At 70.4% G+C, this 19,097-nt stretch carries 14 protein-coding genes and 1 tRNA gene; 8 read left to right on the plus strand and 7 right to left on the minus strand.

Annotated features, from left to right (window positions below):
- Positions 1-9: 9 nt before the first annotated feature.
- Positions 10-2,592 carry an FtsX-like permease family protein gene (locus tag ABZ441_RS10975; RefSeq protein WP_358970877.1) on the minus strand — a complete coding sequence of 861 codons (2,583 nt, stop codon included), beginning with the start codon at positions 2,590-2,592 and terminating at the stop codon, positions 10-12.
- The gene (locus ABZ441_RS10980; RefSeq protein WP_358970880.1) at positions 2,589-3,377 is read right to left on the minus strand and encodes an ABC transporter ATP-binding protein; all 789 of its coding nucleotides are present in this window, start codon (positions 3,375-3,377) and stop codon (positions 2,589-2,591) included. The genes ABZ441_RS10975 and ABZ441_RS10980 overlap by 4 nt, the downstream gene beginning before the upstream one ends.
- 359 nt (positions 3,378-3,736) lie before the next feature.
- Here ABZ441_RS10980 and ABZ441_RS10985 point away from each other — a divergent pair, with 359 nt between their 5' ends.
- Entirely contained in the window at positions 3,737-5,332 is a 1,596-nt protein-coding gene (locus ABZ441_RS10985; protein ID WP_358970882.1) for an MFS transporter, read from the plus strand.
- Positions 5,333-5,356: 24 nt separating this feature from the next.
- Here ABZ441_RS10985 and ABZ441_RS10990 read toward each other — a convergent pair whose 3' ends face one another.
- Entirely contained in the window at positions 5,357-5,977 is a 621-nt protein-coding gene (locus ABZ441_RS10990) for an XRE family transcriptional regulator (RefSeq protein WP_358970885.1), read from the minus strand.
- 333 nt (positions 5,978-6,310) lie between these two features.
- Here ABZ441_RS10990 and ABZ441_RS10995 point away from each other — a divergent pair, with 333 nt between their 5' ends.
- Positions 6,311-7,756 (plus strand): NCS2 family permease, encoded by a 1,446-nt coding sequence (locus tag ABZ441_RS10995; RefSeq protein WP_358970888.1) that lies wholly within the window; start codon positions 6,311-6,313, stop codon positions 7,754-7,756.
- 298 nt (positions 7,757-8,054) lie between these two features.
- Here the strand turns inward: ABZ441_RS10995 and ABZ441_RS11000 are convergent, their stop codons facing one another.
- The 3 genes from ABZ441_RS11000 to ABZ441_RS11010 form a co-directional block, all read right to left on the minus strand.
- Positions 8,055-8,951, minus strand: coding sequence for a cellulose-binding protein (locus tag ABZ441_RS11000; protein WP_358970891.1), 897 nt, complete (start codon positions 8,949-8,951; stop codon positions 8,055-8,057).
- Positions 8,952-9,155: 204 nt separating this feature from the next.
- A complete protein-coding gene (locus tag ABZ441_RS11005; protein ID WP_358970894.1) occupies positions 9,156-11,666 on the minus strand; it encodes an SUKH-4 family immunity protein in 2,511 nt (836 codons plus the stop codon).
- Positions 11,663-12,640 (minus strand): SMI1/KNR4 family protein, encoded by a 978-nt coding sequence (locus tag ABZ441_RS11010; protein WP_358970897.1) that lies wholly within the window; start codon positions 12,638-12,640, stop codon positions 11,663-11,665. Before ABZ441_RS11010 ends, ABZ441_RS11005 begins: the two co-directional genes overlap by 4 nt.
- Positions 12,641-12,876: 236 nt before the next feature.
- Between ABZ441_RS11010 and ABZ441_RS11015 the strand changes: the two genes are divergently transcribed.
- Both ABZ441_RS11015 and ABZ441_RS11020 read left to right on the plus strand, forming a co-directional pair.
- On the plus strand, positions 12,877-13,398 hold the full coding sequence (locus tag ABZ441_RS11015; protein ID WP_358970900.1) for a YwqJ-related putative deaminase: 522 nt from the start codon (positions 12,877-12,879) through the stop codon (positions 13,396-13,398).
- A 10-nt stretch (positions 13,399-13,408) separates the two neighbouring features.
- Positions 13,409-13,927 (plus strand): SUKH-3 domain-containing protein, encoded by a 519-nt coding sequence (locus ABZ441_RS11020; RefSeq protein WP_358970903.1) that lies wholly within the window; start codon positions 13,409-13,411, stop codon positions 13,925-13,927.
- Positions 13,928-13,933: 6 nt separating this feature from the next.
- On the opposite strand, the gene ABZ441_RS11025 is transcribed toward ABZ441_RS11020, so the two are convergent.
- Positions 13,934-15,250, minus strand: a complete 1,317-nt coding sequence (locus ABZ441_RS11025) for a histidine kinase (protein WP_358970906.1) — start codon at positions 15,248-15,250, stop codon at positions 13,934-13,936.
- 155 nt (positions 15,251-15,405) lie between these two features.
- Here ABZ441_RS11025 and ABZ441_RS11030 point away from each other — a divergent pair, with 155 nt between their 5' ends.
- The 4 genes from ABZ441_RS11030 to ABZ441_RS11045 all read left to right on the plus strand — a co-directional run bounded on the left by ABZ441_RS11030 (position 15,406) and on the right by ABZ441_RS11045 (position 19,010).
- Positions 15,406-16,269, plus strand: coding sequence for a hypothetical protein (locus tag ABZ441_RS11030; RefSeq protein ID WP_358970909.1), 864 nt, complete (start codon positions 15,406-15,408; stop codon positions 16,267-16,269).
- A 15-nt stretch (positions 16,270-16,284) separates the two neighbouring features.
- Positions 16,285-16,356 (plus strand) — tRNA-Gln (locus ABZ441_RS11035).
- 108 nt (positions 16,357-16,464) lie between these two features.
- Positions 16,465-17,913, plus strand: coding sequence for a bifunctional UDP-N-acetylglucosamine diphosphorylase/glucosamine-1-phosphate N-acetyltransferase GlmU (gene glmU / locus ABZ441_RS11040; protein ID WP_358970912.1), 1,449 nt, complete (start codon positions 16,465-16,467; stop codon positions 17,911-17,913).
- A gap of 119 nt (positions 17,914-18,032) precedes the next feature.
- Positions 18,033-19,010, plus strand: a complete 978-nt coding sequence (locus ABZ441_RS11045) for a ribose-phosphate diphosphokinase (protein WP_358970915.1) — start codon at positions 18,033-18,035, stop codon at positions 19,008-19,010.
- Positions 19,011-19,097: the final 87 nt, after the last annotated feature.

Consider the following 19,097-nt stretch of genomic DNA (forward strand, 5'->3'; position numbering starts at 1 on the left):
CCGGCACCGTCACCCGTCCGTGGCGATCGCGTTCAGGACGTTCATCCGGCCGGCCCGGAAGGCCGGGACCAGTGCGGCGAACAGTCCCACGAAGGCCGAGGCGACGAAGACCGTGATGATCGTCGGCCACGGGATCTCCAGGACACCGAGCCCTTCCAGGGCCAGCAGCTTCTGGGCCGAGGTGCCCCAGCCCATGCCCAGGCCGAGTCCGAGCAGCGCGCCGAACAGGGCGATCACCACGGACTCCAGCCGGATCATGCGCCGCAGCTGGCGGCGGGAGAGGCCGATCGCCCGCATCAGGCCGATCTCCCGGGTCCGCTCGACGACCGAGAGGGCCAGGGTGTTCACCACCCCGAGCACCGCGACGATGATCGCCAGGGCGAGCAGGCCGTACACGATGTTCAGCAGCTGGCCGACCTGGCCCTTCAGGTCCTCCTTGAAGTCGGCCTGGTTCTGCACCTTGTACTGCGGGTACGCGGCGAGCGAGCTCTTGAGGGCGGCGTACGCCTCCTTCTCCTTGCCGTCCTGCGCCGAGGCGAACATGATCATGTTCGTGGGCATCCTGTCGGCGTCGACGTAACGCTCGGCGGTCGTGGTGTTGATGTACATCGCGCCCTGGTCGACGGTCGTGTCGTCCGAGGTGATCGCCGCGACCTTCAGCTTCGCGGTCCCGCCGGCCTTGAACGCGACGGTGATCTCGTCCCCCGTCTCGATCTTGTGCAGCGCGGCGTAGTCCGAGCCGACCGACATGGCGTTCTCGCCGTACGCCTTGGCCAGGTCACCGGCCACGGTCGTGCGCCGCAGGTCCTGCGGGTACGTCGGGTCGGCGGCGGTGACGTGCTCGTCGGCGGTCGACCCGTCGGGGTTGGTGAGCTTCGCGGCGAGGACCTTGTAGTCGGTGACGTGCTCGATGCCCGGGACCTTCTTGATGGCCTCGGCGGCCTGCGGGACGATCAGCTGTCCGGTGTTCGACTGGACGATGAAGTCCGTGCCGACCGACTTGTCCAGCTCGTCGGTGGCCGAGGCGACCATGGAGGAGCCGACGACCGAGAGGCAGGCGACCAGGGCGAGGCCGATCATCAGGGCGGCGCCGGTCGCTCCCGTACGACGCGGGTTGCGCAGCGCGTTGCGCTCCGCCAGGCGCCCCACCGGGCCGAACAGCCGCAGGACGACGACGCCGAGGACCCGGACGACGCCACCGGCGAGCAGTGGGCCGATCACGATGAACCCGATCAGGGTGAGGACCACGCCGAGGCCCAGGTAGAGCGAGCCCTCGCTCGCCTCGTCGACCCGGGTCGTCGCCCACAGGCCGGCAGCACCGGCACCGGTGAGGACCAGGCCGAGCACCGCCCGGATCCAGCCGGACCTGGTGTCCGCCGGGGTGCCGGCGTCGCGCAGGGCGGCCATCGGGGAGACCCTGCCGGCCCGGCGGGCCGGGACGTACGCGGCGAGGACGGTGACGACGATGCCGAGCGCCAGCCCGATCACCGGGGTCGTCCAGGCGATCGTGAGGTCCTTGGTGGACAGTTCCATGCCGATGGCGCCCATGAACTTCATCAGGCCCACGGCGAGGCCGATGCCGGCGGCGACACCCAGGACCGATCCGACGATGCCCAGGAGTACCGCCTCGACGAGCACGGACCGGTTCACCTGCTTGCGGCTGGAGCCGATGGCCCGCATCAGCCCGATCTCCCGGGTGCGCTGGGCGACCAGCATCGAGAACGTGTTGACGATCAGGAAGATGCCGACGAGGAAGGCGATCCCGGCGAAGCCGAGCATCGCGTACTTCATGACGTCCAGGAAGGAGCCCATGGAGTCCTTGTTCGCGGCGGCGGCCTCCTTCTGGGTCTGCAGCTTGTACGCCGCCGGACCGCCCAGGGCCGAGGCGACGTCCGTCTTCAACTCGGTGTCCGCGACTCCCGCTTCGGCGGTGACCGAGATGTGCGAGAAGACGTCGGGGGCACCCAGCAGCTTCTGCTGCGCGGTGGCGGTGTCGAGGTAGACGACGGCAGCGCCGGGGTTCGTGACGGTGAACGCCGCGATACCGGTGATCTTCGCCCTGATGTCCCCGGTGACGGCGATGGTGCGCACCTCGTCACCGAGCTTCAGGCCGTGCTTCTCGGCCGTGTCCGCGTCGATCATCGCTTCGGTGGGGCCGCGCGGGGCGTGGCCTGAGGTGATCTCCATGGACCGCAGGTCGTTCTCGGTCCAGTTGCCTGCGATGGTCGGGGCACCGGTGTCGGACCCGAGGTTCTTGTCCTGGGCGTCGACGAGCGTGACGGCCATGCTGACGACCGCGCCCTCGGCTTTCTTCACCCCGTCCACGCCGGCGACCTCGGCCACGACGGACGCGGGGAGCGCCTCGGGTTTGCCGGTCTCCGGGAGGTCCTCGGCGTCGGCCGCCGCCTTCGGGCTGACCGTGACGTCCGCGGACGTCGCCGCGAAGAGCTTGTCGAAGGTGGCGTTCATCGTGTCCGTGAGGACGAGCGTGCCGCACACGAACGCCACCGACAGCAGGACGGCGACGGCGGAGAGCGCCATCCGCCCCTTGTGCGCGAGGAAGTTGCGCATCGAGGTCTTCCACACGGTCATGACGTCCGCCCGCGCGCGTCGAAGTCCTTCATGCGGTCCAGGACCTGCTCGGCCGTCGGGTTGCGCATCTCGTCGACGATGGAGCCGTCCGCGAGGTAGAGGACACGGTCCGCGTAGGAGGCGGCCACCGGGTCGTGGGTGACCATGACGATGGTCTGGCCGAGCTCGTCGACCGACCTGCGCAGGAAGGACAGCACCTCGGCGCCGGCCCGCGAGTCCAGGTTCCCCGTGGGCTCGTCACCGAAGATGATCTCGGGGCGGGCGGCGAGCGCCCGGGCCACGGCCACGCGCTGCTGCTGACCGCCGGAGAGCTGGGTGGGCCGGTGCTTCAGCCGCTCGGTGAGGCCGACGGTCTCCACGACCTGCCGAAGCCATCCCTCGTCGGGTCTGCGGCCCGCGATGTCCATCGGCAGCGTGATGTTCTCGAGGGCGTCGAGCGTGGGGAGGAGGTTGAACGCCTGGAAGATGAAACCGATCCGGTCCCGTCGCAGCTGCGTCAGCTTCTTGTCCTTGAGGCCCGTGATCTCGGTGTCGGCCAGGTGGATCTGCCCCGACGTCACCGTGTCCAGGCCGGCCAGGCAGTGCATCAGGGTCGACTTGCCGGACCCGGACGGGCCCATGATCGCCGTGAACTGCCCTCGGACGATGTCCACGTCGACGTGGTCGAGTGCCACGACCCGGGTCTCGCCCGCCCCGTACGCCTTGACGACCTGCCGCGCTCGCGCAGCTACGGCCGTATGCCCTCCAGTGTCCCCGTGCCTGGGAATGGTTACAGCCGTTGTCACGGTTTTTCTCCTATGTCGGTCGATGCGCGGACGTCTCTGTGTACGGTCCGAGTCTCGGGTGGGAAGGGGGTCCGGCGCGCTGGTGCCCGGCGCAGTCTTCGAGGGGGGTTTCCCCCACCCCGTTCCCTGTGGCCGGCCGCATCGGCGGTGCGGTAACACGCTAAGGAAGGGGACGCACCCGTCACGTCCTCCGGCGGGAGGAACGGCCCCCGGGCACAACTACGTAGCTCCCCCTAAGGGTCCAAGCCCCAAGGACGGGACCCGAGTAGGGGTCTCACGCCTCGGCCTGCGGTTCCCGCAGGACCGCGGGTGGTGGGACAGTGACCCCCAGGAAATAGATGCATAGGGAAGGGACTCCTGTGGGCGGCACGAACGGCACCGGCGGCAAGGACAGCCCCGAAGCGGTGCACGGGGCAGCTCCCCCCGTAACGGCACCGGACGCCGACCGCGCCCGCCGCCCGGTCGCCGCGGCCCTCATGCTCGGCATGGGCCTCGCCGCCATCGACGGGACGATCGTCGCCACCGCCGTCCCCCAGATCGTCGGCGACCTGGGCGGCTTCTCCGTCTTCTCCTGGCTCTTCTCCGGCTACCTGCTCGCCGTGACGGTCACCCTGCCGGTGTACGGGAAACTCTCCGACACCTTCGGCCGCAAGCCCGTCCTGATCACCGGCATCATCCTCTTCCTGGCCGGCTCCCTGCTCTGCGCCGCCGCCTGGAACATGGCGGCCCTCATCGCCTTCCGCGTCGTCCAGGGCCTCGGCGGCGGCGCTCTCCAGGGCACGGTGCAGACCATCGCCGCCGACCTGTACCCGCTCAGGGAACGGCCGAGGATCCAGGCGAAACTGTCCACCGTCTGGGCCACCTCAGCCGTGGCAGGACCCGCCGTCGGCGGACTTCTCGCCGCGTACGCCGACTGGCGCTGGATCTTCCTCATCAACCTGCCGGTCGGTGCCGTCGCCCTCTGGCTGGTGGTCCGTCACCTCCATGAACCCGCCCGGCCGCGCCCCGCCGCCCGCCCCCGCATCGACTGGGCGGGTGCCCTCGCGGTCTTCGCCACCGGCGCGCTCCTGCTGACCGCACTCGTCCAGGGCGGCGTCGCCTGGCCCTGGCTGTCCCTCCCCTCACTGGGACTGCTGGGGGCCGCCGCCGCACTCGCCGGCCTGACCGTCGTGATCGAGCGCCGCGCCGCCGAACCCGTCATCCCCGGCTGGGTCTGGCGGCGGCGCACCATCGCCTCGGTCAACCTCGCCCTCGGCGCGATGGGGCTGCTGATGGTCGCGCCGACCGTCTTCCTCCCGACGTACGCCCAGTCGGTCCTCGGACTCGGCCCGATCGCCGCCGGGTTCGTCCTGTCCGTGATGACCCTGAGCTGGCCCGTCGCCGCAGCCCTGTCCGACCGGGTCTACAACCGCGTCGGCTTCCGCCGCACCGCGATCATCGGCATGTCGGGGGCCCTGCTGGCCCTGCTCTGCTTCCCCCTGCTGCCCTACCCCGGCGCCGCCTGGCAGCCCGCCCTGCTGATGCTGCTGCTCGGCGCGACACTCGGCCTCTTCCAGCTCCCGCTGATCATCGGCGTGCAGTCGACGGTCGGCTGGACCGAGCGCGGTACGACGACGGCGTCCGTGCTCTTCTGCCGTCAGGTCGGCCAGAGCGTGGGGGCCGCCCTCTTCGGCGCCGTCGCCAACGGGGTGCTCGCCTCCCGGCTGGCCGGCGCCCCCGTGCCGGGGCTGCCGGGTGACCTGGACGCCGTGTCCCGCGCCCTGGAGGACCCCGCGGCGCTCTCGGCCGCAGCGACGGACCACCTGCGGCGTGCCGTCGACACCGCCACCGACCATGTCTTCACCGGTGCGGCCGTGGCGGCCGGACTGGCCCTGCTGGTACTGGTGTTCGTCGCCCCGCGCCGCTTCCCGGTGCTGGCCGAGCACGAGGACACCGCCCCGGCCCCCAGGGGCTGAACCGCGCCTCCCCTGCCCGGGCGGTTACGCCTGATCCGGGAGCCGGTCCCAGAAGTGGTCGACGATCTCCTCGAGGTAACGCCGCCCGTCCTCGCCGGAGGCGGTGCTGCCACCGGCCCGGCTGAGCGTGGCGGCCATGAGCGCCTGGTACTCGTGATACATGGAGTCCAGCGGCTCGTTCAGCTCCTTGCGCTCCACGGAGATGAGCTTGGCGATGGAGCGGACGTGGGCCTGCCACCGCGTGGTGACGGCCTCGGTGAGCATGCGTGCGAGTTCGCCCTCCAGTCCGGTGACGGCGACGAAGTCACGCGGGGGCAGTCTGAGCACATGGCCGAGTTTCGCGGACTGCCTCTTGTCCCCGCTCCACCGGCCGGCCTCCTCCATACGGACGTAGGCGTCCAGCGGCACACCCGTGCCGCGGGCGACGTCCTCGGCGGCGACCCCCTGGGCGATGCGGTGCTCGCGCAACGTCCGCGGGCGTCCCATGAGTTCCCGGGGATGGCACCACAACGCCCCCGCCAGAGCCGCCAGTTCACCCGCACTGGGCAGAGCGGTGCCGCCTTCCCAGGCAGCGACGTGCTCAGGCGTGACGTAGGCCGTGCCGAAGGAGGCCCGCATGCCGTAGGCGACGTGACCGTGGGCCATCCCGAGCTTCTCACGCAGGGCTCGGGCAGCACGCGCATTGAAAGGGAGTGGTGGGTGCACGCACAGAACGTAAGGGGAGTGTGACTGGAAAGCCATGGTCGCTGTCGCCTGCATCACGGTTTGACGCAATAGATCACCGGCGATTCCGTAGGAACCGACAGGCAGATTTCGTCCCGTAACTCTCTTTCCAAACAGGGCACTTGATGGTCACAGCACGGCACGTATGATCCGCACCCAAGGTGCCGCATGTGTGTTCGCACAACTGCCTGCCAGTCATACCGGGCAGCGGCGGTTCCCCGTCCCCCATCGACCGCAGGCCCAGGAGACACCGTCATGCACCCCAGCAAGACCAGCCCGGCCGAGATACCACCGACCAGATCCGGTGGCGCGCTCGACAGGTTCTTCCGCATCACCGAACGCGGATCGACCTACGGCCGGGAAGTACGTGGTGGATTCGCCACCTTCTTCACCATGGCGTACATCCTCGTGCTCAACCCGATCATCCTCGGTGGCGCGGAGGACAAGTTCGGCAACCAGCTGGACACCGTCCAGCTGGTGACCGCCACCGCCCTGGTGGCCGCGGTGATGACCCTGATCATGGGCGTGGGCGGCAACCTCCCGCTCGCCCTGGCCGCGGGCCTCGGCATCAACGCCGTCGTCGCCTACCAGGTCGCCCCCCTGATGGCCTGGGACGACGCGATGGGCCTCATCGTGCTCGAGGGCCTGCTGATCTGCGCACTGGTGGCGACCGGCCTGCGCGAAGCGATCATGTACGCCATCCCGCAAGCCCTCAAGCAGGCCATCAGCGTCGGCATCGGGCTCTTCATCGCCTTCATCGGCTTCGTCGACGCCGGATTCGTCACCCGCATCCCGGACGCCGCGAGCACCACCGTGCCCGTCCAGCTCGGCACCGGCGCACTCACCGGCTGGCCCATGCTCGTCTTCTGCCTCGGCGTGATCCTCACGGTCGTCCTGCTCGCCCGCCAGGTCAAGGGCGCCATCCTCATCAGCATCGTCCTGATGACCGTCCTGTCCATCGTCGTCAACCAGCTCGCCGAGGTCAGGTCCTGGGGCCTGACCGCCCCCTCGGTGCCCGACTCCCCCGTCGCCGCACCCGACTTCGGGCTGCTCGGCCAGTTCGACCTGTTCGGCTCGTTCGGACAGATCAGCGTCCTGACCGTCGTCCTGCTGATCTTCACCCTCATCCTGTCGGACTTCTTCGACACGATGGGCACCGTCGTCGGCGTCACCGCCGAAGCCGGACTCCTCGACGAACGGGGCCAGGTCCCCGGCCTCGGCCGCGTCCTGCTCATCGACGGTGCGGCCGCCGTGGCCGGCGGCGCCGCCTCCTCCTCGTCCGCCACCACCTACATCGAGTCCGCGGCGGGCGTCGGCGAAGGCGCCCGCACCGGCTTCGCCAACCTCATCACCGGTGGCCTGTTCGCCCTGGCCCTCTTCTTCACCCCGGTCCTGACCATCGTGCCGATGCAGGCCGCCTCCCCCGCGCTCGTCGCGGTCGGATTCCTGATGATGACGCAGGTCAAGCACATCGACTGGGACCGCTACGAACTCGCCGTCCCGGCCTTCCTCACCATCGTCGTCATGCCGTTCACCTACTCCATCACCAACGGCATCGGCGCCGGCTTCATCGCCTACGTGATCATCAAGGCGTGCCTGGGCAAGGCCCGGGAAGTCCACTGGCTGCTCTGGGCCACCGCGGCGCTCTTCCTCGTCTACTTCGCCATCGACCCGCTGGAACAGCTCCTCGGGATCAAGTAGCACGAAGAACCGCCGCGAAGGCGGTCCCCGGGGTGCGAACCACACCGCTCCGGGAGACCGCCGTCGCGGGCACCACCCGCCGAAGCGCGGTCGCGCCGCGCGGCCCGACCCCACAGGACCGGGCGGGCCCGGACCCCCACGGCTCAGGCGGCCCGGACCCCCACGGCGGGGAACGAGGCAGACCACAGCGCGCCGCACGGGACGCGCGAGACCCGGCGAAGATCCGCGAACGCGGAGCCCGGGCAGCCGGAGGCCCTCGGCACCCGACGCACGCACCGGGTCCGACGCCCGCCGAGCGCTATTCCACCGGACCCGCCACCGCGCGCCCCGTCAGCGCCGCCAGCGAATTACGCACATGCGTCATGTGCGCCTGCACCTCCTCGCGACCCTCCTCGTGCTCCCGCAGGAGACGCTCCGTCTCCCGCACCACACGCTCCTCCGCCGTCCTCGCCTCCGACACCAGCTCCGCGGCCCGCGCCTCCGCGTCCTCCTGACCGTGCCGGGCCGCCTCCTTCGTCTCCGCCAGCTCCCGCCGCGCCCGCGCGAGCAGCGCCTCCCCACGCGCCGTCAGCTCCGCCTCACGCTCCGCCGTGGCAGCCTCAGCCCCGGCGATCTCCGCGTCCGCCGCCTTACTGCGCTCGGCGTGCTCCTGCTCCTGATGCGCCAGCACCCCCGCCGTACGGCGACGCGTCCCCGCCATCTCCGCCTCCGCGGCCGCACGCACCTCACCCGCATCCTGGCGCGCCTCACCCACCAGCGCCCCGGCCGCGTCCCGCGCCGCCGCCAGCTCCTCCTCCGCCCGCGCGTCCGCCGCAGCACGCAGCTCCCCCGCCCGCGCCCGCGCCGCGTCGCGGACCTCCCGGCCCGCCGCATCCGCCGCGTCTCCGAGCGACTGCGCCTCCTCCTGCGCCGCACCCCGCGCAGCCTCCGCCTCGGCCTCGGCCAGAGCCAGGATCTGCTGCGCCCGCTCCCCCAGCGACTGGTACGTCTGCGGCGCGAGCGAGGCCACCACCTCACCCAGCCGCGCCGACTCCTCCGCCAGCTCCTGGGCCATCCCGGTCAGCCGCGAGAGGCGCTCCAGAGCCCCGTCCCGCTCCGCCGACAGCGAGGCCACCACGCGGTCCACCTGCTCAGGGCGGTAACCACGCCCCCGCGAGCCGACAAAACCGTGCGCGGACACCGGTCCACCACTCATCCCTGAAGCCCTCTTCCCGCTCTCCGACTCCCCGACCATGAAGCAATACGCCAAGGATGCGGCAATTCGCCCGGAAGTCGGAATCGATCAGTTGCTTTCAGGACGGAAGCGACCCGCATCACAGAACCCGACACAAAAGGCGCCCACCCCCACCAGGGGGCGAGCGCCTCTCGCACACAAAAGATCAGACCCGATCCGAACGGATCACAGCAGCCCGTCCCACATCTGCTCCAGCAGAACCGACCACCAGCCGTCCGGCGAAGCGAGCGCCGCCGGATCGATCGCCACCAGCTGCGCCTGGAAATCGACCGTCCACCGGCCCGCCTGCTCCGGATTCAGCCCGAACCGCAACCGCCACATCCGGCCCAGCAACGCCATCGACCGCACGAACTCGGGCAGCCCCGTGTTCACGAACTGCGGCGGCACCGGCTGACCACCCGGCCCCGCCTCCACCGGAACAGCCACGATGTTCGCCGTCCCGTACTGCACACAGACGGCCCGGCCGAAGTCCGAACCCATCACCAGATACGAACCCGCGTCCGACGCCGGCTTCACCTGCCGCTGCGCCGCAAGCTCCGCCAGCGTAGGTATCACCGGATGCCCCGGCTGCGCCCAGAAGAACGGCCCGAAGTCAGCCGGCAGACCCGCCCACACCAGGGTCCGCGCCACCACCTCGGGCACACCCTGACGCGACACCGCCCGCTGGTCGAAACGCAGCACACCGGGACCGAACGCCCCGTGCAACTCCTCCGCCAGCGCCTCCGGCGGCAACGCCGCCGCAGGCGGCATCTGCGGCAACGGCGCCCGCACCGGAGCCGGCCGCGCCGGACCGTCCGCCACCTGATGCAGCTCACCTTGATGCGTCAGCAGATGCTGCATACCCTGCTGCCGGCTCGCATGATCCGTACCGTACGGCGCCACACTCGTGATCCTGACCTGCGGCCACGTCTCCCGGATCATCCGAGCGCAGTAACCACCCGGAAGCTCGCACGACTCCAGCTCCGTGTGCAGCTCGATCACCTGCTGCGGCGGCACGTTCATCGCGCGCAGCTCATGCAGCATCTGCCACTCCGGATGCGGAGTACCCGGCGCCGAACGCCGGATCAGCTGCTGCTCACTGCCGTCGGCCGCACGGAATCGCAGCACGGCCTGATACCCCGGACCGACCGTCGGCTGACCCGTGGCCTGCTGCGGATAGCCGTACGCCCCGGGGGGCGGCGGAGTGTGCGGCCCCTGGCCCGGCATACCGGGCGGCCCAGGAGTACCCGGCGGGGGCGTCGCTCCGGGGCCGGCCTGCCCCGGAGCAGCCAGCATCGTCGCGGCGTGGTGCACCCCGCCCCCAGGAGGAGGGGTCGCGCCCGGAGGCGGGCCGGGAGGACCGGGAGGGCCGGGCGGAGGCATGGGGCCGGGCGGAGGCGGCGGCGCCATACCCGGAGCACCAGGAGGCCCGGGAGGAGCCGGAGGGCCGGGCGGGCCCGGAGGACGCGGCGCGTTCGGGCCACCGATGCTCGCATCGGCGAACATCGTCGCGGCGTGGTGCATCCCGCCCCCCGGAGGCGGCGTCGAACCAGGCGGACCGGGCGGCGCGGGCGGCGCCGGCGGACCGGGCGGTCGCGGTGCACCCGGAGGGCCCTGCTGCGATACCAACTGCGTCGGCGCATAACCACCCTCCGGCGCACCCGGACCCGACGGCGGCGGAGTCGCCCCCGGCACACCCGGCGCCCCGGGCGGAGGCGGTGTCGCCGGGTGTGCCCCCCGAGCACCCCGCGGCGGCACGACGGCCTTGCTCGTCGCCGCGTCCGCGATGTCCCCGGCCCCCGGCGCGGCAGGAGCCGCAGCGGAAGCAACACCCGGCGGCGGCGGCGCCAGCGGGTCGAGCCCCGGACGGACCGCGGTCGGCGGCAGCTGACTGCCACCCGACATCAACGCCGTGGGCGCCTCGGCGGAAACGACCGGCGGCCGGGCCGCGTCGTCGTCCGACCCCGAGATCGGCGGCGCGAACACCGTCGCGGGCAACGGCACCGCGCCCTCGTCCGCACCGGCGTTCGTATCCGTACCCGCCCAGGGAGTCGCTCCGGCCGGCACCCCGTCGTTCGCCGTCGGCTCATGATCCCGCTGCACACCGGCAGCGGGCCACCCGGCACCGGAGTCCGCAGGCTCCGACGCAGAAGCCGAAGGAGACGGGGAAACCGGAGCGGGAGCGGAGGGCGACGACGCGGCCGGCACAGCAGACCCGGCAGAGGAGGCGGACCCAGCAGACTCCGCGGTCCCGTCGGACTCCGCGGTTCCGCCGGAGGAGGACGACGACGCGTCCACCCCCGTACGCCTGTCCGGAATCCCCAACTTGTCCGCCGCCTCCTGCAACCACTCCGGCGGAGTCAGCAGGAACGACGTCTGATTCAGATCGATACGCTCCGGCGGCTCCGGAGCAGCACCCACCTCCGCGGACGCCCCGTAATCCTCCTCATACCGCCGTATCACCTCACCCACCGGCAGCCCCGGCCACAACGTGGCCTCACCACTGTCCCGGGCGATCACCAGCCGCTGACGACCCCCGTCCGAACGAGGACCCTCCGCACGGTCCTCGGCCCACACCACGAAACCCAGCTCGAACTCACGGACCCGGACCTCACGGTGCTGATACGCCGGCACATCACCGTTGACCCACTCATCCGCACGCTCCTGCGCCTGCGCGAACGTCACCACTGCGCTCACCCCTCCACCGGGACGGCCCGCGCGAAGCCACCGTCCACCATCAGGTTCGCCACCGTCTCCAGCTCCGGCGGATTACCCGCGAGACGCTGAAGGAAAGCATCGAAATCCTCACCACACGGCAGCAGGAGCCGGTCGACCCGTTCCTGCACACCCCAGCCGTCCTGATCCCGGGCGTCGTCGTACGCACAGAACCAGACCGACCCCACACCGGTGCCACGCACCTTCACCGCCAGGATCCCGCCCTGGACGAAACCCACACCCAGGAAATCCTTCGTGAAGTGATCACGCAGACACTTGTTGACGTAGACCAGATCGTTCACAGCCGCTTCCTCGCGCACCGTGAAGAACGGCTGATCGACCAGCAGACCCAGCTCCGCGTCCAGCGCCGCACCCACCGGAGCCGAACCACCCGCCGCCTTCAGGAACGACCGGTACGCACCCGGAAGCCGGTACCCCAGGTCCTCCTCGACGCCCAGGACCTGCTGCTCACCCACCGCCACAGAACCCTTCGGCAGCCGGAAGTGCGCGGGCCGGGTCTCCTGCAACGGCCGCGTACCCCGACGGTTCTGATCCACCGCGGTCGTCGCCAGCCCACCGTGATGACGCAACAACGCCTTCACCTCGACGGGCACCAGCTCCATCCGCCGGCCACCCGCCACGTGGTGCCACGTCCAGCCGTGCGGGGTCGCCACCGCGGGAATCGTGTCCCACAGCTCATGACCACTCGCCGCCAACGCCGCGTTCGCCGACACGTAGTCCGTCAACCGCAACTCGTCGACACCGAAACCCGGAGGAGGATCCGCGATCTCCGCGACCGCACGCGCGTACGGCGAAAGCACCGGAAAGCCGTTCCCGTCCACGCGCACACCCCTGGGGTGGCGGGACGCCCGGACAGGATCCGGGAAATGCACGACCTGCCCGGCATAGGCCGCATTCGGTGGCGCGGCTTGCTGCCCGAGCCGACCTGTCGTCATGGCGTCTGCCCCCTGCTGCGTCTGGTGTTCCGCACAGCCTATGCGGTGGCGCAACAACGCCCCCCGCCCCCGCACCCCCGCTCACCGAACGTCACCACCGGGTGACGGACACGCGACAGCCGGCCCCCGGCCGCGACACGAAGACACGATTCACCCACCCCGCTTCCCCACCACCCTGCACATTTGGCAGGCTGTCCCCGCAACTCGGGGGATTGCACGGGAGGGACACCAACACCATGCACACAGCACAAGCAGTCACATCCGGAGACCCGCGACTCGGTTGGAGCACCACCGAACCCAACCGCGCACCCCACCTCCAGCACCGCCGCGACGGCATCCTGCCCGCGGTGGCCGCAGCCCTGTCCGTACGCGGAGAGACACTCACCTGCACCGCGGGCAAAGGCGACCAGCCGCCCGTCCTCCACCCACTCGTACAGGACTTCCTCGACACCCTCACCAGCAACCAGCGCGAACGCTTCACCGGGCGCTGCCCCGAAGCCATACTCCTGTCACGCCAGCTCACCGCAGCCGACGACAGCCGCTCCAAACGAGCCCAGCGCAAGCCCCTCACCAACAGCGAGGCCCGCCGCGCGCTCAAACACGCCCGCCTCACCGCACGCCGCATCCGCGAGGACGGCGACCCCCTCCACGGCAGCTACGCACCCCCCTGCCGCTCCTGCACGGTGATGCTCGCCCACTTCGGCGTACGCCCCGTCGACCTCACCACGAGTGCGGCGACCACCGCCGAGAAGGGCTGAGCGCACCACCATGCCCAACCGGACCGACGTACCCGGCCAGCAGAGCCGCACCTCCACCACCCGCTTCCCCGTCGCCGTCGACGCCGCACTCCGCGACGCCGGATGGCAACCCGGCCGCTGGGACATCCGCCAGGCCGAGGAGTGGGCCGACGCCCTCCGCTCCCACTCCTCCCCCGCCGGACACCAGCACGCCGTCTTCCCCGCGGCCGTCGAAGCCTGGGCCGAATTCGGCGGCCTCCGCATCACCTCGACCGCACCGGGCCGCCAGATCGCCACCGCCACCGTGCGCATCGACCCGCTCGGCGGACTCCACCTGGCACGCACACTCGCCGACCTCGGTCGCGCGCTCGACACCGAAGTCGCCCCCCTCGGCGACGAAGGCGACGGACAAGCCGTCCTCGCCATCGACAGCGAAGGGCGCGTCTACTCCATCGACCACACAGGCGACTGGTACCTCGGCTCCGACATCGACCGCGCCCTCGAAACCCTCATGACAGGCGTCCAGCCCGCACGCCTCACCTCGGGCTGAGCCCCCTCACGCCTCCCCGGCGTCCGGCAGCACCGCCGACACCCGGAAACCCCCCGCGTCCGTGGGCCCCGACACGAACACACCCCCGAGCCCCAGCACCCGCTCCCGCATCCCCACCAGACCGTTTCCACCGCTCGGCAGCCCGGCATCCGCCGTCGCACCGTCCGTCGGACCGTTCTCCACCTGCATCGCCACCTCGGCACCGCGATGCGCGAGCCGCACCCACGTCCTCGCACCCGCCGCATGCTTGTGCACGTTCGTCAACGCCTCCTGCACCACCCGGTACGCCGTCTGCTCCACCTCCGGCGCATACGGACGCAGCACCCCCTCCACCGAAAGCTCCACCGTCATCCCCGCCTCACGGGACTGCGCCACCAACGCCTCCACCTCGCACAACCGCGGCCCGTCCTCCACCGCGACCACCACGGCGGCGGAAGCCACCCGCCCCACCGAGGCCAACGGCACCCGGCCCGCCCGCGGAGCCACCGACGCGTCCCCGCTCCGCAGCACCCCGAGCATCTCCCGCAGCTCCGTCAACGCCTGCCGGCCCATGTCCCCCACCAGCGCCGCGTTACGCACCGCCTTCGCCGGATCCTTCGGAGCCACCGCCTGCAGCGCCGCCGCGTGCACCACCATCAGGCTCACCCGGTGCGCCACGACGTCATGCATCTCCCGGGCGATCCGGGTCCGCTCCTCCGTACGCGCCCACTCGGCCCGCTCCTCCGCCCGGTCGGCCAGCAGCGACAGCTCCCGCTCCAGCGAATCCGCACGCTCCCTCAAGCTCTCCATCAGCCTGCGCCTGGCCCCGATGTACAGACCGAACAGCACCGAGGGCGCTGTCAGCCCCAGCGACATGAACAGCGACACCACCGGGACGTACCAGACACCCGGCCCGAAATCGGCATCCGCGTCGACGCTCTGCCGCAACCGCACGTACGACACGATGAAGGTGCCGACCAGCGTCATCCCCGTCAGCACGACCGTGATCCGCCGCGGCACCTCGGACGCCGCCAGCGTGTACAGCCCGACGATCCCCATCAGGAAGCCCATCTCGGCCGGCGTCGTCGCTATCGACACCAGCACCACCGCGATCGGCCAGCGCCTGCGCAGCACCAGCGCCGACCCCGCCAGCAGCCCGAACAGCACCGCGAGCGGCACCGGCAGCCCGGTGTCCCGGGCGAACTGCACCCCCTCCAGCGCACACTCCAGCGCGGAAACCAGCGCCAGCCCGACGTCCAGGGCGACACTGCGCCGCCGCTCCCACCACCAGTAGCCGCGGGTGGTCGGACCCGCCGCTTCCCGGTCTGCCCCCGTTGCGGTCATGGCATCCAGCCTACGGGCGGTCGCATCTCATTTTCGGGAGACGCCATCAGCACAGAAAGGGACCGGTCAGACCGCAAAGACGGTTAGATCGCACGATCCGGTGAATCGAGCGCGCTTTCGACCCGGACGTCCGCATTCCGGACGACGCTGTTCGTATGACACATGCCACTGGCAAGTACGCGGACTTCGAGGGACTACGCGAGAAGGCGGTCGCGCTGCGGCGGGAGGGGCTGAGTCGGCGCCAGATCCGGGACCGGCTGCACGTCGACAACAACGACATCCTCAACCGCCTTCTGGAGGGCGAGCCGGCGCCGGAGTGGACGAAGCGCCCGAATGCGAAGGACGACCTTCGAGCAAAGGCACGGGAGCTGCGGCTCCAGGGGATGACCTACGACCAGATCCAGGTGGAGCTGGGGTGCTCGAAGGGTTCGATCTCGCTGTGGGTGCGGGACCTGCCGAAGCCGGAGCGCAGCCGAAGCGCCATCGAGCAGGCACGGCTCGCCGGGCGCATGCGCTGGGATCACGAACTGGCCGTGCGCGACAACGAACGACAGCGGACAAAGACCACTGCAAAGGCGGAGATCGGCGACCTCACGAATCGTGAGCTTCTCCTCATCGGCGTGGGCCTCTACTGGGCCGAGGGGACGAAGGACAAACCGTATGACCGCCGGGAGAACCTCACGTTCGTCAACAGCGACCCGGGCATGATCGAGACCTATCTGGCCTGGCTGGCCGTAGTGGGGGTCACGCGCGACCGCATCTGCTTCAGGGTCATGATCCACCAGACAGCAGACGTCGTGGCCGCCGAACGCTACTGGGCGAAGCTTGTGAGCATCGACGCCTCCGCCCTCCAGAAGACAACGCTGAAGAAGCACAACCCAACGACTGCACGGAAGAACACCGGCGAGTCCTACCACGGGTGTCTGGTGATCCGCGTTTCCCAAGGTGCGGAGTTGTACCGTCGAGTTGAGGGGTGGTGGCGCGGAATCGTGGAACAGGCCCAACTCCACCTCAGGTAGGGTCTGACGCAGTGATCCGCCGTGGGGTAGCGGCATCCCGCAGGCCTTTGGAGCCTTGAGACGCTGGTTCGAATCCAGCCGGCGGAGCCCACGCACCGGGCCCCGACCTCACCGGTCGGGGCCCGCACTCGTTTCGGGCATATACGCCCCCGGTATCCTGCGGGTGTCCACCACCCGAAGCCGAAGGGCACATCCGTGAGCGCCACAAGCCCGGCAGCCGTCGTCGTCCTCGCAGCGGGTGAGGGCACCCGCATGAAGTCGAAGACACCCAAGGTCCTGCACGAGATCTCCGGGCGCTCGCTCGTCGGACATGTCGTCGCCGCCTCCTGCGAGCTCGACCCCCAGCACCTCGTCGTGGTCGTCGGCCACGCCGGTGAGCAGGTAACCGCGCACCTGACCGCCGGCGGCACCCCCGTGCGCACCGCCTTCCAGGCCGAGCAGAACGGCACCGGCCACGCGGTGCGGATGGGCCTGGAGGAGCTCGGCGGCACCGTGGACGGCACCGTGATCGTCGTCTGCGGTGACACCCCGCTGCTCTCCGGCGAGACCCTCTCCGCGCTCGCCGCGACCCACGCCGCCGACGCGAACGCCGTCACCGTGCTGACCGCCGAGGTCCCGGACTCGACCGGCTACGGCCGGATCGTCCGCGACGCGGCCACAGGGGCGGTCACCGAGATCGTCGAGCACAAGGACGCCACCGACGCGCAGCGTGCGATCCGGGAGATCAACTCCGGTGTCTTCGCCTTCGACGGCCGTCTGCTGAGTGACGCCCTGGGCAAGGTGCGCACGGACAACAGCCAGGGCGAGGAGTACCTCACCGACGTGCTGTCGATCCTGCGTGAGGCCGGGCACCGCGTGGGTGCGTCGGTGACGGGCGATCACCGCGAGATCCTCGGCATCAACAACCGGCTCCAGCTGGCCGAGGCGAGGCGACTGCTCAACGAGCGGCTCCTGGAGCGGGCGATGCTGGCGGGTGTGACGGTCATGGACCCCGCGTCCACGCTGATCGACGCGACGGTGACGTACGAGCGTGACGCGATCGTGCACCCGGGGACCCAGCTGCTGGGCACGACGCACCTGGCGGAGGACGCCGAGGTGGGCCCGAACTCCCGGCTGAAGGACACCGTCGTGCACGCGGGCGCGCGCCTGGACAACACGGTCGCCGACGGTGCCGAGGTGGGCCCGGGGGCGAGCGTCGGTCCGTTCGCGTATCTGCGCCCGGGTACGCGGCTCGGCGCGAAGTCCAAGGCGGGTACGTACGTCGAGATGAAGAACGCGACGATCGGCGAGGGCACGAAGGTCCCGCACCTGAGTTACGTCGGTGACGCGACGATCGGTGACCACACCAACATCGGTGCGGCGAGCGTGTTCGTGAACTACGACGGGGTGGCGAAGCACCACACCACGATCGGGTCCCATTGCCGGACCGGGTCGGACAATATGTTTGTGGCGCCTGTCACGGTCGGGGACGGCGTTTACACCGCGGCGGGCTCGGTCATCACCAAGGACGTACCGTCCGGTTCGCTGGCCGTGGCCCGGGGCCAGCAGCGGAATATCGAGGGCTGGGTCGCTCGGAAGCGCCCCGGGAGCGCGGCGGCCCAGGCCGCTCAGGCGGCCAGACAGGCGGCCGAAGGCGAAAGCTGACCGGAAACAGGTGCGCCAAAGGCGGCGTACCGTGATAGATGCTCACCCATTTCGGCTGGCTCGTCGCAGATCGGGACTCATGCGTGCGGTGCCAGATACACGTCTGAGGAGACTGTGCTGTGACCGGGATCAAGACGACCGGCGAGAAGAAGCTGATGCTCTTCTCCGGCCGCGCCCACCCCGAGCTGGCCGAGGAGGTCGCACATCAACTGGGTGTCGGTCTCGTGCCGACGAAGGCCTTCGATTTCGCCAACGGTGAGATCTACGTACGGTTCCAGGAGTCCGCTCGCGGCGCCGACTGCTTCCTGATCCAGAGCCACACGGCTCCGATCAACAAGTGGATCATGGAGCAGCTGATCATGCTGGACGCGTTGAAGCGCGCGTCCGCCCGGTCCATCACGGTGATCGTGCCGTTCTACGGCTACGCCCGCCAGGACAAGAAGCACCGTGGCCGTGAGCCGATCTCGGCGCGTCTGGTCGCGGACCTGATGAAGACGGCGGGTGCGGACCGCATCCTCACCGTCGACCTGCACACCGACCAGATCCAGGGCTTCTTCGACGGCCCGGTCGACCACCTGTTCGCGCTGCCGATCCTGGCGGACTACGTGGGCGCGAAGGTCGACCGTTCGAAGCTCACCATCGTCTCCCCGGACGCCGGCCGCGTGCGTGTCGCCGACCGCTGGTGCGACCGGTTGGACGCTCCGCTGGCGATCGTCCACAAGCGCCGCGACAAGGACGTGCCGAACCAGGTGAGCGTCCACGAGGTCGTGGGCAACGTCGAGGGCCGGGTCTGCGTCCTGGTCGACGACATGATCGACACGGGTGGCACGATCTGTGCCGCCGCCGACGCCCTGTTCGCGCACGGTGCGGAGGACGTCATAGTGACGGCCACGCACGGTGTGCTGTCCGGCCCGGCCGCGGACCGTCTCAAGAACTCGAAGGTCAGTGAGTTCGTCTTCACGGACAGCCTGCCGACCCCGGGTGAGCTGGAGATCGACAAGATCACGGTTCTCTCCATCGCGCCGACGATCGCGCGTGCGGTGCGCGAGGTGTTCGAGGACGGTTCGGTCACGAGCCTCTTCGAGGAGCAGGGCTGACCGATTCCGGTCGGCCGTCCGTGGAGGACGGCCTCCGGGTGATCGACTTTGGGCGCGGCCTCCCCGCCGGGTAGACTGGTCAAGTTG

Source organism: Streptomyces sp. NPDC005752, from assembly GCF_040630715.1.
Classification (GTDB): Bacteria; Actinomycetota; Actinomycetes; order Streptomycetales; family Streptomycetaceae; genus Streptomyces.

Coding starts and splice junctions, on each gene's coding strand:
- ABZ441_RS11030 (WP_358970909.1), top strand. CDS start 15,406: ATGACACATGCCACTGGCAAGTACGCGGACTTCGAGGGACTACGCGAG.
- ABZ441_RS11020 (WP_358970903.1), top strand. CDS start 13,409: ATGCCCAACCGGACCGACGTACCCGGCCAGCAGAGCCGCACCTCCACC.
- ABZ441_RS11010 (WP_358970897.1), bottom strand. CDS start 12,640: ATGACGACAGGTCGGCTCGGGCAGCAAGCCGCGCCACCGAATGCGGCC.
- ABZ441_RS11015 (WP_358970900.1), top strand. CDS start 12,877: ATGCACACAGCACAAGCAGTCACATCCGGAGACCCGCGACTCGGTTGG.
- ABZ441_RS10995 (WP_358970888.1), top strand. CDS start 6,311: ATGCACCCCAGCAAGACCAGCCCGGCCGAGATACCACCGACCAGATCC.
- ABZ441_RS11025 (WP_358970906.1), bottom strand. CDS start 15,250: ATGACCGCAACGGGGGCAGACCGGGAAGCGGCGGGTCCGACCACCCGC.
- ABZ441_RS10975 (WP_358970877.1), bottom strand. CDS start 2,592: ATGACCGTGTGGAAGACCTCGATGCGCAACTTCCTCGCGCACAAGGGG.
- ABZ441_RS11000 (WP_358970891.1), bottom strand. CDS start 8,951: ATGAGTGGTGGACCGGTGTCCGCGCACGGTTTTGTCGGCTCGCGGGGG.
- ABZ441_RS10990 (WP_358970885.1), bottom strand. CDS start 5,977: ATGGCCCACGGTCACGTCGCCTACGGCATGCGGGCCTCCTTCGGCACG.